The following is a 14,510-nucleotide window of genomic DNA, read 5'->3' on the forward strand; positions in this document are numbered from 1 at the left end:
GCACGCCCCGTCCCCGCACCGTCCTCGTGCACGCCCCGTCCCCGCACCGTCCTCGTGCACGCCCCGTCCCCGCACCGTCCTCGTGCACGCCGACCCGCACTCCGCTCACCCCCAACGCCCCGTTCGGTGCACTCAGGCCCTGAACGACCCGTTTGGTGCGCTCAACTCCCCGAACGACCCGTTCAGTGCGTTGAGGTACCTGAATGACTCATTCAGGACGCTGAACTCCCTCAATGCCCCCTTCAGGACGCTCAAGTACGTCAATGACTCATTCAGTGCGCTCGAGCCGCCCAACCAGCCGTTCCGCGACGCAGGCCCGACGGCGCGACGGCACGACGGCACGACGGCACGACGGCACGACGGCACGACGGCACGAGCCAACGCCTCGTTTGGTGCGCTCAACGCACTGAACGACCCGTTCAGTGCGTGTTGAAGTACCTCAATGACTCATTCAGCGCGTTGAGGGTCCTGAACGGGTCATTCGGGTACTTGGAGCGCCCTGAACGACCCGTTTGGTGCGTTGAGCGCGCTGAACGGGTCGTTTGGTGCGGTAGCGCCAGCCACGGAGTGCCTGCTGCGAAGAGTGCTGGCTGCGAGGAGCGCCAGTCGCGGCGTGCGCGGGTCAGGAGGTGCGGAGGGCGGTGGTGAAGCGGGGGCGGCCGGCCAGGTCGGCGTGGGGGGTCACGGCGGTGAGGACCTTGCGGGTGCTGAGCAGGTCGGGGACGGCCAGGCCGTGGGTGTCGTCGTGCTCGATCGCCACGCCGCCACCAGAGCGGAGCAGGCGCGCGGCGGCGCTCACGACGTGCCGGATGACCGCGAGGCCGGAATCCGCCGCGAAGACCGCTTGGGGCGGGTCGTAGTCGGAGACCTCGGGCGGAACGGGGGTGCCCTCGGGGACGTACGGCGGGTTGCACAGCACCAGGTGCACGGTGCCGTCGAGCTGCGCCAGCACCTCGGGGTCGGTCACGTCGCCGGAGTGCAGGCGGATCGGGGTGTCGCCGTTGTGCGAGCGGGCGTCGGCGTTGTGGCGGGCCCAGGCGAGCGCGGTCTGGTCGAGCTCGACGGCGTGCACGACGGCGTCGGGGCGCTCGTGGGCGAAGCCCAGTGCGAGAGCGCCCGAGCCGGTGCAGAGGTCCACGACGACGGGCTCGCGGACGTCGGCGAGCAGGCGAAGGCCCCACTCCAGCAGCAGTTCGGTCTCCGGGCGCGGGACGAACACACCGGGGCCGACGTCGAGCAGCACCCGGCCCATGACGGCGGTGCCGAGGATGTGCTGGAGGGGCTCGCGGGTGGCGCGGCGGCGGACGAGCTTGTGCAACTGCTCGATCGAGGCCGGGTCCACCAGCGGGATCGTCGGCAACCGCCCGCGCTCCACGCCGAGCACGTGGGCGGCGAGCAGTTCGGCGTCCACGCGGGGGCTGGCCACGCCTGCGGTGGCCAGGATGCGCTCGGCGTCCATGACGGCGAGGCGGAGGGGCTGTCGGTTGTTCACGCTGGGCACCGCTTCATGATCACCCTTGCTGGCCGAGCCGCTCCGCGCGGTCCGCCTCGGCCAGCGCGCCGAGCACGCCGTCCAGCTCGCCGTCGAGCACCTGGTCGAGGTTGTAGGCCTTGTAGTTCACCCGGTGGTCGGAGATCCGGTTCTCCGGGAAGTTGTAGGTGCGGATGCGCTCGGAGCGGTCCACGGTGCGGATCTGGCTGCGCCGGGCGTCGGAGGCGGTGCGCGCGGCCTCCTCCTCGGCGAGCGCCTGCAACCGGGAGCGCAGCACCTGCATGGCGCGGGCCTTGTTCTGCAGCTGCGAGCGCTCGTTCTGGCAGGACACCACGATGCCGCTGGGGAGGTGGGTGATCCGGACCGCGGAGTCGGTGGTGTTGACGCTCTGCCCGCCCTTGCCCGAGGAGCGGAACACGTCGACGCGCAGGTCCTTCTCGTCGATCTCGACCTCGACGTCCTCGGCCTCCGGGTAGACCAGCACGCCGGCGGCGGAGGTGTGGATGCGGCCCTGGGACTCCGTCACCGGGACGCGCTGCACGCGGTGCACGCCGCCCTCGAACTTGAGCCTGGCCCACACGCCGTCCGGGCCCTCGCCGCGGCCCTTGATGGCCACGGTGGCGTCCTTGTGGCCGTTGAGGTCGGAGCGGACCTCGTCCAGCAGCTCGGTGCGCCAGCCCTGGCGCTCGGCGAAGCGCAGGTACATCCGCAGCAGGTCGCCCGCGAACAGCGCGGACTCCTCGCCGCCCTCACCGGACTTGATCTCCATGACCACGTCGGCGGAGTCGTGCGGGTCGCGCGGCAGCAGCAGCTCGGTGAGCTTGGCCTCCAGCACCGGGATGCGCGCGGCCAGCTCGTCGGCCTCCTCGGCGAAGGAGTCGTCCTCCTTGGCCAGTTCCTTGGCCGCGGTGAGGTCGGAGCGCAGGCCGTCCAGCTCCTTGACGGTCTGGGCGATCGGGGCCAGCTCGGCGTAGCGGCGGCCCAGCCTGCGCGCGGCGACCGGGTCGGAGTGCACGTCCGGGTCGGCCAGCTGACCCTCCAGCTCGGCGTGCTCGGCGAGCAACGCGTCGACGGATTCGGCAACTGATCGGGTCACGGGGTGCTCCGGAGGTCGGTGGTGGCGCCAAGTGTGGCAAGTGCCCAGGTGGACACGCGAAGCGCCCGCCCGGATCAGCTCCGGACGGGCGCGTCAGCGTGGTGGGGCCTACTTGCCGGCGCGCTTGCCGTACCGCGCCTCGAAGCGGGCCACGCGGCCGCCGGTGTCCAGGATCTTCTGCTTGCCCGTGTAGAACGGGTGGCAGTTGGAGCAGACCTCGACGTGGATCGCACCGGACTGCTTGGTGCTGTGCGTCGTGAAGTTGTTCCCGCAACCGCAGGTCACGTTGGTCACCACGTAGTCCGGGTGGATGTTGCTCTTCACCTGTGTGTCCTCTTCTCTCGACGGCCGCCGGGTCCCCTGCTCCTGGTCAGGACGTGGGGTGAACCGGTGCCAGACTTCGACCTACCAGTGTGCCAGACGCTCCCTCGGCCCCCGGACGCGCCCGGAGCCACCCGTCGCACCCCGCCGACCACCCGTCGAAGGTGAAGGCGAAGCGTCTTCCCTTCTTCACGTTCAGCAGCAGACTGGGCACATGGGGTGCACAGCGCAGCGTCGTCTCTCCCTGGCCGGTTGGCTGGGGCTGCCGCTGCTGTTCATCGGCATGGTCGCGGGTCTCAACGGTGCGTTGTTCCTGGTCAGCGCGGCCCCAGTGGAGCTGGGCAGCCCGCTCTTCGGCGCCGCCGCCGCACTCGCCGTCGCCACCAGCGGGGAGGTCCGCTGGCACGCGCCCTGGCAACGGCACTGGGTGCGCTGGCCATGGGCTGCAACGCTGCTCGTCGGCGGACTATTCCTGGACGGCGCGCTCGTCCCCGCCCTGCCCGCCACCGCGGCGGGCGTTCTCGCCACCTCCGTGTTGATCGCCGGCCTGCACCGCGCACAGCGCCGCGAGCAACAGTGCGCCGAGGACGACGACCACCTGGTCGTCGGTACCTGAGGCGCGCGCACCCCGGCCCGCTCCCGTCCTGCCTGCCCCCGGCCGGCGGGAGCGGGCAGGGTGGCCCTAGGAGAGCCGCGCAAGACCGACCTTGAGCGCGAAGATCGCCAGCTGCACCCGGTTGTCCAGGCCGAGCTTGGCCAGGACCTTGGTGACCCGGTTCTTCACCGAGGGCTCGCTCAGGCCCAGCTCGGCGGCGATGCCCGCGTTGGACAGCCCGGAGGCGACCAGCCGGACCACCTCGACGTCGCGCCTGGTCAGCAGCTCGGTCCCGGCCAGCTCGGACTCCTCCGGCTCGACCATCCTGCGCACCGTCTGCTGGATGAGCCTGCCCGTCACCCCGGGGCTGAGCATGCCGTCTCCGGCGGCGACCACCCGGACCGCGTGCGCGATCTCGTCGGGCGAGGCGTCCTTGCGCAGGAAGCCGCTCGCCCCCGCCCGCAGCGCGGAGTGCACGTACTCGTCGGAGTCGAAGGTGCTCAGGATCAGCACGCGCGGGCGCGGCTCCGGCGTCGTCCAGTCGGAGAGCAGGCGCCTGGTCGCGGTGATCCCGTCCATCACCGGCATCCGCACGTCCATCACCAGCACGTGCGGGCGCAGGCTGAGCGCGGCGCCCAACGCGGAGAGCCCGTCGGCGGCCTCGCCGACGACCTCGATCGGCGGGCGCCGCGCCAGCAGCGCGGCCAGCCCGGTGCGCACGACGACGTCGTCATCGGCGAGCAGCACCCGAATCGGGTCCGGCGCCCCGAACACCCCAGTCACTCCCAGCCCCCAGTCACTCCCAGTCCACAGTCACTCCCAGCCCACCCATCAACGCTCCGCTGCCGGACTACGCGGTCCGGTCCGCTGCCAGGCCGGTTCTCAACGGCGCCTTCCCGTGCACGGGAACGGCGGCCAGCACGCGATAACCGCCACCGGAGACCCGCCCGGCCTCCAACCGCCCGCCGAGGCGGCGCACCCGCTCCCGCATCCCCCGCAGGCCGAAGCCGGTGCCGGGGAGCAGGCGCCTCGGCCGGTCGGCGCGGCAGGGCTCGTTGCTGACGCCCACCACCAGCTCGCCGCCGACGATCTCCACCCGCACCAGCACGGTCGTCGGCGAGGAGTGCCGGACCACGTTGGTCAGCGCCTCGCGCAGCACCCAGTACAGCTCGGCGCCGACCTCCTGCGGCAGGTCCTCACCGAGCTCACCCAGGTGCAGCTCGACCTCGTTGCCCGCGGCCTCCGCCGTGCGGACGAGCTCGGCGACGCCGTCGAGGCCGCGCGCACGCGCACCGGATTCTCCGCGCAGGTGAGCCACAAGCTCGCCGAGGTCGGCGACGGCCGCGCGGCCGCTCTCCCGGATCTCGTTGGTAGCGCTGGCGATCTCCTCCTGCCGCCCCGACGCGAGGTCGTCCAGCAGGTAGGTCCGCACGCTGATCGCGCTCAGGTGGTGACCCATCACGTCGTGCAGCTCGGCCGCGAGCCGAATCCGCTGATCACGCAGTTCCTCGGCGTGGCGACGTTCAACTGAGACGAGAAAGCGTTGCCGTACAACAGTTCCCCATAAGAACGCCACGACGAGCAGCGGTAACGCCGCGATGAGGAGGGGCACCTCCGCCAGGGACAGGGCGGCAAAGACCAGGACCGCCGACCCCAGAGCGAGTCGACGCCGATCCCCGCGCAGTCGCGCACGCACGCGCGTCGCCTCCCCCTCCGAGAGCACCAGTGATCCCCACGCAATTGCTTACCCCGGTGGTTCACGGTCCGACCAGGGTCGAACCATCCTTCCACCGCAATGGCGCAATCGCACAGAGTTACCGATCTCACGTGTTCTTCGAGATCGACAACTGTCCGATCTACCGGAGTACATCGAACAGACGGCTCCGCACAGGTGAATCGCCCACCATTCACAAAAATGGACTCGTGCGTTTCCGCCAGAAACGCGAGACGGCCCCCGCGCGAGGCGGGGGCCGTCGAGTCGGTGGTGCCGCGACGATCAGTCGTCGCTGTTGCCACCGGGGCTGTTCTTCGCGACCTGCATCAGGAACTCGATGTTGGTCCGGGTCTTGCGCAGCTGGGTGAGCAGCAGGTCGATCGCCTGCTGGTCGTCCAGCGCCGAGAGCACGCGGCGGAGCTTGATGGTGACCGCCAGCTCGTCCGGCGAGAGCAGCAGCTCCTCCTTGCGGGTACCGGACGCGTCGACGTCCACCGCGGGGAAGGTCCGCTTGTCGGCAATCTTGCGGTCCAGCTTGAGCTCCGCGTTACCGGTGCCCTTGAACTCCTCGAAGATGACCGTGTCCATCGTGGACCCGGTCTCCACCAGCGCGGTCGCGAAGATGGTCAGCGAACCGCCACCCTCGATGTTGCGCGCGGCGCCGAGGAAGCGCTTGGGCGGGTAGAGCGCGGTGGAGTCCACACCACCGGAGAGGATCCGGCCGGACGCCGGGGCCGCCAGGTTGTAGGCACGGCCGAGGCGGGTGATGGAGTCCAGCAGCACGACCACGTCGTGGCCGGCCTCGACCAGGCGCTTGGCCCGCTCGATGGACAGCTCGGCGACCGTGGTGTGGTCGGCGGGCGGCCGGTCGAAGGTGGAGGCGATGACCTCACCCTTGACCGAGCGCTGCATGTCGGTGACCTCTTCCGGCCGCTCGTCCACCAGCACGACCATCAGGTAGCACTCGGGGTTGTTCGTGGTGATCGCGTTGGCGATCGCCTGGAGCACCGAGGTCTTACCTGCCTTCGGCGGGGACACGATCAGCGCGCGCTGTCCCTTGCCGATCGGCATCACCAGGTCGATGACGCGGGTGGTGAGGATGTGCGGCTCGGTCTCCAGGCGGAGCCGGTCGTTCGGGTACAGCGGCGTCAGCTTGGTGAACTCGGGGCGGTTGCGCGCCGCCTCGGGCTCGACACCGTTGATGGTGTCCACGCGGACGAGCGGGTTGAACTTCTGCCGCTGCTGCTCGCCGTCGCGGGGCTGGCGCACCGCACCGGTGATCGCGTCACCGCGGCGCAGGCCGTGGCGGCGCACCAGGGAGAGCGAGACGTAGACGTCGTTCGGCCCGGAGAGGTAGCCCGAGGTGCGCACGAACGCGTAGTTGTCGAGCACGTCGAGGATGCCGGCCACCGGGAGCAGCACGTCGTCCTCGCGGACCTCGGTCTCGCGGTCGCCACCGGAGCCACGGCCACCGCCGCTGCTGCCGCCCTCCTCGCCACGGCCACCGCGGTTGCGGCGACGGTCGCGGAAGCGCCTGCCGCGCCTGCGGCCGCCGTCATCGTCATCGTCGTCGTCGCGGACCTGCTCGCGCTCGCGCTGCTGGCCGCGCTCACCGCGGTCACCACGCTCGGAACGGTCGCCGCGCTCACCGCGGTCACTCCGGTCGCCACGCTCGCCGCGCTCACCACGGTCGTCGCGGTCCCGGTTGCGGCCACGGCCGCCGCGCTCGCCCCTCTCGGAGCGCTCGCCACGCTCGGAACGGTCACCCCGCTCGGAACGCTCGGAACGCTCGCCCTGCTCCTCGCGGTCGCCGCCGCGCTGGTTGCGGCGCTCGGACCGGTCACCGCGCTCACGGCCGGAGTCCGACCGGTCCTGGCGCTGACCCCTGTCCTGCTGGGGCGCCTCCGCCTTCTCCTCGACGGCGGCGGGAGCCTGAGCCTCGGCGGTGTCACCGCGCTCGGCTTCCGGGCTGCCCGCGGGACGCGAGACGGCACGGCGCCTGCTGCGGCCACGGCGGGTGTCGCCCGCGGCCTCCGCGTCGGCGGCCGGGGCCTTGACCTCGGCGGTCTTCGGCTCGGCCGACTCGGACCGGGCAGGCTTGGGCTGGGCGGACTTGGCCGGTGCAGGAGCGCTCTCGGCCTCGGGCAACGGGAGCTGCGCGGCCTGCTTGGCACGCCCCCCGGCCCCTCCGCCCTGGCGCTCCTTGATGGCAGCGATCAGGTCACCCTTGCGCATCCCGCTGGTGTTGCCGATGCCCAACTCTCCCGCGAGTTGGCGAAGCTCGGCGAGCACCATCCCGGAGAGGCCACCGCGCCTCTTGGGGGCGGTCCCGTTCGAGGCGGGGGCGTCGCTGCTCAACAGTTCTGTGTCGCTCACACATGTCCTTCCTGACCGGAACGCGCCTCCTACGCGAACCAGCGGAGCGCCGCCGCCGCGGGACGCGGGAACGGCGCTTCAAGTCCAGTCTCGGTGGGGCCTCGCGGAACCTCGGGGTATCGCAGGCGATCGTGGCCACCGATACGGAACTCGTCAGTCACTGCGGTGGTCGGGTACCCGAGTGCGCCGACCTTGTCGTGGTTGGGCCACAAGGTCAACACTCAGCGGGAGATGCGACCCGGAGACATGTGTCCGGGAACTGCACCGGCGACCGTGCGCGCGGTGACTGATGGTGCAAAGCGTAGACCCCGCCGCAGACCGGTGCAACAACCGGGCACCCCCGACGCGCCGCGAAGGGCCTCGTCTACCTGTGCTTTAGCGCATCCGGGTGAGGAAGATCGACTCATGAGGCCCCCGGCCCGCCGGAGCGCACCACCTCGGCGCGCACGCCGTCGAGGTCCACGGGCAGCCGGTGGGCCGTGAAACCGCCCAGCGGCAAGCCTTCCGGCAGCGCGCCCACCCCCGTGGGCAGCGCGAGCACGGTGGGGCCCGCCCCGGAGATCGCGGCGGCGATCCCGGCCTCCCGCAACGCATCCACGAGCCGCATGGACTCCGGCCACGCCGGGCGGCGGTACTCCTGGTGCAGCCGGTCGGCCAGCGCGTCCAGCAGCAGGTCAGGGCGGTCGGTGAGGGCGTGCACGGCCAGCGCCGCACGCCCCGCCGCGAAGGCCGCGTCCCGGTGCGGAACCCGCTCCGGCAGCAGTCCTCGGGTCATCGCGGTCGAGGATGTGACCTGCGGCACGAACGCGATCGGAGCGAGCTCCGCGTGCGGCTCGACGCGGACGGCGCGGTGTTTCGCGCCGTCGTGCCACGCGATGACCGCGCCGCCGTAGAAGCTCGCGGCGGCGTTGTCGGCGTGTCCCTCGAACTCAGCCGCCAGGTGCAGCGCAGTCTCTTTTGAGCTGTCATCGAGCTTGTGCCCGGCGAGCGCGTAGCCCGCCGCGACGCCCGCGACGACCGCCGCGGCGGAGGAACCGAGCCCCCGAGCGTGCGGAATGTTGTTATGACATCGAAGCCGCAGCCCGGGCGCGCCGAAGCCGCACGCGTCGAAAGCGGCCCGGATCGCGCGCACGACGAGGTGCGACTCGTCCTGGGGAACCTGGCCCGAGCCCTCGCCGACGACCTCGATCCGCAGGCCGTCCTCGGCGAGCTCGACCTCCAGCACGTCGTGCATGGCCAGCGCCATGCCCAGCGCGTCGAAACCCGAGCCCATGTTGGCGGTGGACGCGGGAACGGTGACGCGAACTGCGCTGTTCACAGCGGTCCTCACCTCAGGTCGAGTGCGGCGGCGATGACGCCCGGTTCCACCGGGAGCGCCTCCACCTCGGGAACGTCGCGCAGCGCCGTGTCGGGGTCCTTGAGCCCGTGACCGGTCACCGTGCAGACCACAAGCGATCCCTTGGGCAAACGCCCGTCGCCCGATGTGAGCAGCAGACCCGCGACGCTCGCGGCGGACGCGGGCTCGACGAAGACGCCCTCGCGCGCCGACAGCACCCGGTAGGCGTCGAGGATCTGCTCGTCGGTGACCGCGTCGATCAAGCCGTTGGAGTCGGTTTTCGCCGTCATGGCGCCGTTCCAGGACGCGGGGCTGCCGATGCGGATGGCCGTGGCGATGGTCTCCGGGTTCGAGATCGGCGCGCCGTGCACCAGCGGCGCGGCACCCGCGGCCTGGAAACCGAACATCCTCGGCGCGGCCTCGACGACCCCGTCGGCGGCGTACTCCGAATAGCCCTTCCAGTACGCGGTGATGTTGCCCGCGTTACCGACCGGGAGGCAGTGCACGTCGGGTGCCCTGCCGAGCACGTCGCAGATCTCGAACGCCGCGGTCTTCTGGCCCTCGATGCGCACCGGGTTCAGCGAGTTGACCAGCGAGATCGGGTACTCCGCCGAGGTCTTGCGCGCCAGTTCGAGGCAGTCGTCGAAGTTGCCGTCCACCTGGAGGATGCGCGCGCCGTGCGCGACCGCCTGGGCCAGCTTGCCGAGCGCGATCTTGCCGCGCGGCACCAGCACCGCGCTGGTCAGCCCCGCCCTGGTCGCGTAGGCCGCCGCCGATGCGGAGGTGTTGCCGGTGGAGGCGCAGATGACGGCCTTGCTGCCCTCGGCGAGCGCGTGCGTCATCGCGACCGTCATGCCGCGGTCCTTGAAGGAGCCGGTGGGGTTGTGGCCCTCCACCTTCAGCAGCACCCGGCAGCCGGTCAGCTCCGACAGGTACGGGGCCTCCAGCAACGGGGTCCCGCCCTCGTGCAGCGTGACGACCCGCGCGCCGTCCGGGACGGCCACCCGGTCGCGGTAGGCGTTGATGATCCCCGGCCAGCCGGCGCTCAGGGAATTGTGCGTTGCGGTCACTGTTCCTCGCCCTCGACACGCATGACGCTGACCACCTCGCGCACGACGGGCAGTCCGGCGACTTTGTCCACTGTGGACCGAAGAGCGGCGTCGGGGGCGGCGTGGGTGACCACCACCAGGCTCGCGGAGGGCTCGTGGTCGCGGCCCTCCTGCCGCACCGCGGCGATGCTCACGCCGTGCTCGGCGAAGACCGCGGCGACCTGCGTCAGCACACCCGGTTGGTCGGCGACGTCCAGGCTGATGTGGTAGGCCGTCCTGGTCTGGCCCATCGGCCGGACGGGCAGCTCGGCGTAGGCCGACTCCCTCGGTCCGCGCCCGCTGGCCACCCGGTTGCGGGCCACCGCGACCAGGTCGCCGAGCACCGCGCTCGCGGTCGGCGCTCCCCCGGCTCCCTGCCCGTAGAACATGAGCTGACCAGCGGCGTCGGCCTCGACGAAGACGGCGTTGAACGCGCCGCCGACACCGGCCAGCGGGTGCGACTTGGGGATCATCGCCGGGTGCACGCGCACCGAGACGGCCTCGTCGCCGTCGTCGTCGGTGACGCGCTCGCAGATCGCCAGCAGCTTGACCGAGCGGTCCAGCGAACGGGACGCGACGATGTCGGCCGCGGTGACCGAGGAGATGCCCTCGCGGTGCACGTCGGCGGCGGTGACCCTGGTGTGGAAGGCGATCGAGGCCAGGATCGCGGCCTTGGCGGCGGCGTCGAAGCCGTCGACGTCGGCGGTCGGGTCGGCCTCGGCGTACCCGAGCCTGCTCGCCTCCTCCAGCGCCTCGGCGTAGCCGGAGCCGGTCGCCTCCATCGCGGAGAGGATGTAGTTCGTGGTGCCGTTGACGATGCCCATGACGCGGGTGATCCGGTCACCGGCGAGGGACTCGCGCAGCGGGCGCAGCAGCGGGATCGCCCCGGCGACGGCGGCCTCGAAGTAGAGGTCGGCCCCGGAGTCGTCGGCGGCCGTGAACAGCTCGCCGCCGTTCTCCGCCAGCAGCGCCTTGTTCGCGGTCACCACGGACTTGCCCGCCGTGAGCGCGTCGACCAGCAGCGTGCGCACCGGCTCGATGCCGCCGATGACCTCCACGACCACGTCGACGTCGGGCCGCGAGACCAGCGCCGTGGCGTCGGTCGTCAGCAGCTCGGCCGGGACGTCGCGGTGCTTGTTCGGCCTGCGGACGGCGATGCCGACCAGCTCGACCGGGGCCCCGACGCGGGCGGCGAGGTCGTCGGCCTGCTCGTGCAGCAGCCGCACCACTTCGGTGCCGACCGTGCCGCAGCCGAGCAGCGCGACTTTGATCGGCCCCACTGGTGTGCTAGTCACTCACGCCTCCAGGCGGAAGAGGTCTTCCTCGGTCTCCCGCCGCAGCAGCACCCGGGCCTGGCCGTTGCGCACGGCAACGACGGCGGGCCTGACCAGCCGGTTGTAGCCGTTGGCCATGGCGTAGCAGTAGGCGCCGGTCGCCGCCACCGCGAGCAGGTCGCCGGGCGCGATGTCACCCGGCAACCAGCAGTCTCGCACCAGAACGTCCCCGGACTCACAGTGCTTGCCCACCACTCGGGACAGCACCGGCTCGGCCTCGGCCGATCGGGAGGCCAGGCGGCAGTCGTACTCGGCGTCGTAGAGCGCCGTGCGGATGTTGTCGCTCATCCCGCCGTCGACGCTGACGTAGCGCCGCCCGGTCCCGCCGCCGAGCTCCAGGTCCTTGATCGTGCCGACCTCGTAGAGCGTCGCGGTGCCCGGGCCGACGATCGCCCTCCCCGGCTCCACGGCCACCTTGGGAACGGGGATGCCGGCCTGGCCGCACTCGCGCTCCACAATGGACAGCAGCTGCTCGGCGAGCTTGGCGGGCGGGGGCGGGTTGTCCGTCGGGAGGTAGGCGATGCCGAGCCCGCCGCCGAGGTCCACAGTGGACAGATCGGCGAGCGCGTCGGCACCGTGCTCCTTGCGGAGCTGGGCCAGCAGGCCGATCACCCGGTGCGCGGCGATCTCGAAGCCGTCGGCGTCGTAGATCTGCGAGCCGATGTGGCTGTGCAGGCCGATCAGCGACAGGCCCTCGGCCTTGAGCACCCTGGCGGCGGCCTCGGCCGCGTCACCCGCCGCGAGGGAGAAGCCGAACTTCTGGTCCTCGTGCGCGGTGGCGATGAACTCGTGCGTGTGCGCCTCGACGCCGACCGTGACGCGGATCATCACCGGCTGCACGACACCGCGCTCGCGGGCGATCTGGTCGAGCCTGGCGATCTCCAGGAAGGAGTCGACCACGACGACACCGATCCGCGCCTCCACGGCGGCGGTCAGCTCGGCGACCGACTTGTTGTTGCCGTGCAAGGCGATCCGCTCGCGCGGGAAGTCCGCGCGCAACGCGATGGCCAGCTCGCCGCCGCTGCACACGTCGATGCCCAGGCCCTCCTGGGCCACCCAGCGGGCGATCTCCACCGACAGGAACGCCTTGGACGCGTAGTGCACCAGCGCGGCGTCGCCGAAGGCCTCGGCGTGCTCGCGGCAGCGCGCGCGGAAGTCGTCCTCGTCCATCACGAACAGCGGCGTGCCGAAGCGCTCGGCGAGATCGCGCGCGTCCACCCCTGCGAACTCCACGGCGCCCTGGTCGGTGCGGCGGGCGTTGCGGGGCCAGACGTTGGCGTGCAGCTCGTCCTGCTCCGGGAAGGAGACCGGGCGGGGCCCAGCCGTGTTCGCGGGGACGATGACGTCGGCGTGCCGGGGACCGGCGGGGTGCGCTCTCACATTCGCTCCGGTGCGCTCACGCCCAGCAGGGCAAGTCCGTTGGCCAGCACCTGGCGGGTGGCGGCGCAGAGGTGCAGGCGCGGCACGGCCACCGCGCTGACCTCCTCGTCGCCGCGCGGCAGGATGCGGCAGGCGTCGTAGAAGCGGTGGTAGGCCCCGGCGAGGCCCTCCAGGTAGCGGGCGACGCGGTGCGGCTCGCGCAGCTCGGCCGCCGAAGCCAGCACGCGCGGGAACTCGCCGAGCGTGCGGATCAGGTCGCCCTCGCGCTCGTGGGTGAGCAGCGAGAGGTCCGCCTCCGCCACGTCGCCGAGCTCGATGCCCAGTTCGGCGGCGGAGCGGCCGAGCGAGGAGAGCCGGGCGTGCGCGTACTGCACGTAGAAGACGGGGTTGTCGCTGGTCCGCTTGCTCCACGTGTCCAGGTCGATGTCCAGTGTGGAGTCGGCGGAGGCGCGGATCATGGCGTAGCGCGTGGCGTCGACACCGATCGCGTCGACCACGTCGTCCATGGTCACGACGTTGCCGGCGCGCTTGCTCATCCGCACGGGCTTGCCCTCGCGCACCAGGCTGACGAGCTGGCCGATCAGCACCTCGACGGTCGCGGGGTCGTCACCGGCGGCGGCAGCGGCGGCCTTGAGCCGGGCGATGTAGCCGTGGTGGTCGGCGCCGAGCATGTAGATGCACAGGTCGAAGCCGCGGGCGCGCTTGTCCTGGAAATAGGCGATGTCACCGGCGATGTAGGCGGGCGCGCCGTCGCTCTTGATGACGACGCGGTCCTTGTCGTCGCCGTAGTCGGAGGAGCGCAGCCACCAGGCGCCGTCCTTCTCGTAGAGGCTGCCCTTCGCCTTGAGCGCCTCCACGGCGGTGCCCACCGCGCCGGACCGGTGCAGGGAGTTCTCGTGGAAGTAGACGTCGAAGTCGGTGCCGAACTCGTGCAGGCTCTTCTTGATCTGCTCGAACATCAGGTTCACGCCGACCTTGCGGAAGGTCTCGTCCCGCTCGGCGTCGACCTGCTCCAGCGCCTTCGGCTCGACGGCGAGCACCTGCGCGGCGATCTCGGCGATGTACTCGCCGCCATAGCCGTCCTCGGGCGCGGGCTCGCCCTTGGCGGCGGCCACCAGCGACTTCACGAAGCGGTCGATCTGCGCGCCCGCGTCGTTGAAGTAGTACTCCCGGGTCACGTCGGCGTCCTGGGCGCTGAGCACCCGGCCGAGCGCGTCGCCCACCGCTGCCCAGCGGGTGCCGCCGAGGTGGATCGGGCCGGTCGGGTTGGCGGAGACGAACTCCAGGTTGATCTTGCGCCCGGTCAGCGAGGTGCCCCTGCCGTAGGCCTCACCGGCGGTCAGCACGGCGCGCACCAGCCCGGCGGTGGCGTCGGCGGCCAGCCGCAGGTTCACGAAGCCCGGGCCCGCGACCTCGGCGGAGTCGATCGCGTCACTGGCCGTCAGCGCCGTGCTCAGCTCCGTGGCGAGCTCGCGCGGGTTGACCCCGAGCTTCTTGGCGACCTGCATCACGAGGTTGGTGGCGTAGTCGCCGTGCTCGGGGTTGCGCGGTCGCTCGACGGTCACCTGGGCCGGCAGGACCGCGGTGTCGAGACCGCGAGCGGTCAGGACGTCGACGGCGGTGGATCGGACCAGTTCGGCGAGGGCTGCGGGGGTCACCGGACAAGTCTAGGGATACCCGAACGGACCAGTGAAACGACTTCCCCCGCTCCCGTCTGGTGGGAGCCGAATAGTCCGTTGAGCTGACCCCGGCTTGACCCCGCGTCCTTAGACTGGCGC

12 protein-coding genes are annotated in these 14,510 nt (G+C 71.6%); 1 reads left to right on the forward strand and 11 read right to left on the reverse strand.

The window, feature by feature from the left end:
• Positions 1-622: 622 nt before the first annotated feature.
• From prmC to rpmE, 3 genes are all read right to left on the reverse strand, one after another.
• Positions 623-1,459 (reverse strand): peptide chain release factor N(5)-glutamine methyltransferase, encoded by an 837-nt coding sequence (gene prmC / locus ABD798_RS31420; protein ID WP_344883697.1) that lies wholly within the window; start codon positions 1,457-1,459, stop codon positions 623-625.
• 52 nt (positions 1,460-1,511) lie between these two features.
• Positions 1,512-2,588, reverse strand: coding sequence for a peptide chain release factor 1 (gene prfA / locus ABD798_RS31425; RefSeq protein WP_344882956.1), 1,077 nt, complete (start codon positions 2,586-2,588; stop codon positions 1,512-1,514).
• 108 nt (positions 2,589-2,696) lie between these two features.
• The gene (rpmE, locus tag ABD798_RS31430; protein WP_344882959.1) at positions 2,697-2,912 is read right to left on the reverse strand and encodes a 50S ribosomal protein L31; all 216 of its coding nucleotides are present in this window, start codon (positions 2,910-2,912) and stop codon (positions 2,697-2,699) included.
• A 211-nt stretch (positions 2,913-3,123) separates the two neighbouring features.
• Between rpmE and ABD798_RS31435 the strand changes: the two genes are divergently transcribed.
• The gene (locus ABD798_RS31435; protein WP_344882962.1) at positions 3,124-3,525 is read left to right on the forward strand and encodes a hypothetical protein; all 402 of its coding nucleotides are present in this window, start codon (positions 3,124-3,126) and stop codon (positions 3,523-3,525) included.
• 66 nt (positions 3,526-3,591) lie between these two features.
• Here ABD798_RS31435 and ABD798_RS31440 read toward each other — a convergent pair whose 3' ends face one another.
• The 8 genes from ABD798_RS31440 to argS all read right to left on the reverse strand — a co-directional run bounded on the left by ABD798_RS31440 (position 3,592) and on the right by argS (position 14,390).
• Complete coding sequence (locus tag ABD798_RS31440) at positions 3,592-4,287, reverse strand: response regulator transcription factor (protein ID WP_344882965.1); 696 nt, start codon at positions 4,285-4,287, stop codon at positions 3,592-3,594.
• 67 nt (positions 4,288-4,354) lie between these two features.
• A complete protein-coding gene (locus ABD798_RS31445) occupies positions 4,355-5,227 on the reverse strand; it encodes a sensor histidine kinase (RefSeq protein WP_344882968.1) in 873 nt (290 codons plus the stop codon).
• Between the two features lie 273 nt (positions 5,228-5,500).
• Positions 5,501-7,594 carry a transcription termination factor Rho gene (rho, locus tag ABD798_RS31450; RefSeq protein ID WP_344882972.1) on the reverse strand — a complete coding sequence of 698 codons (2,094 nt, stop codon included), beginning with the start codon at positions 7,592-7,594 and terminating at the stop codon, positions 5,501-5,503.
• Between the two features lie 403 nt (positions 7,595-7,997).
• Positions 7,998-8,912 carry a homoserine kinase gene (thrB, locus tag ABD798_RS31455; RefSeq protein ID WP_344882975.1) on the reverse strand — a complete coding sequence of 305 codons (915 nt, stop codon included), beginning with the start codon at positions 8,910-8,912 and terminating at the stop codon, positions 7,998-8,000.
• An 8-nt stretch (positions 8,913-8,920) separates the two neighbouring features.
• The gene (gene thrC / locus ABD798_RS31460) at positions 8,921-10,000 is read right to left on the reverse strand and encodes a threonine synthase (protein WP_344882978.1); all 1,080 of its coding nucleotides are present in this window, start codon (positions 9,998-10,000) and stop codon (positions 8,921-8,923) included.
• Complete coding sequence (locus ABD798_RS31465) at positions 9,997-11,313, reverse strand: homoserine dehydrogenase (RefSeq protein WP_344882981.1); 1,317 nt, start codon at positions 11,311-11,313, stop codon at positions 9,997-9,999. The genes thrC and ABD798_RS31465 overlap by 4 nt, the downstream gene beginning before the upstream one ends.
• Complete coding sequence (lysA, locus tag ABD798_RS31470; RefSeq protein ID WP_086821460.1) at positions 11,314-12,732, reverse strand: diaminopimelate decarboxylase; 1,419 nt, start codon at positions 12,730-12,732, stop codon at positions 11,314-11,316.
• Positions 12,729-14,390 (reverse strand): arginine--tRNA ligase, encoded by a 1,662-nt coding sequence (argS, locus tag ABD798_RS31475; protein ID WP_344882985.1) that lies wholly within the window; start codon positions 14,388-14,390, stop codon positions 12,729-12,731. Before argS ends, lysA begins: the two co-directional genes overlap by 4 nt.
• Positions 14,391-14,510 lie beyond the last annotated feature (120 nt).

Origin of the sequence: Allokutzneria multivorans, assembly GCF_039537405.1 — a bacterium.
Taxonomy (GTDB): domain Bacteria; phylum Actinomycetota; class Actinomycetes; order Mycobacteriales; family Pseudonocardiaceae; genus Allokutzneria; species Allokutzneria multivorans.

Coding starts and splice junctions, on each gene's coding strand:
- prmC (WP_344883697.1), bottom strand. CDS start 1,459: ATGGACGCCGAGCGCATCCTGGCCACCGCAGGCGTGGCCAGCCCCCGC.
- ABD798_RS31435 (WP_344882962.1), top strand. CDS start 3,124: ATGGGGTGCACAGCGCAGCGTCGTCTCTCCCTGGCCGGTTGGCTGGGG.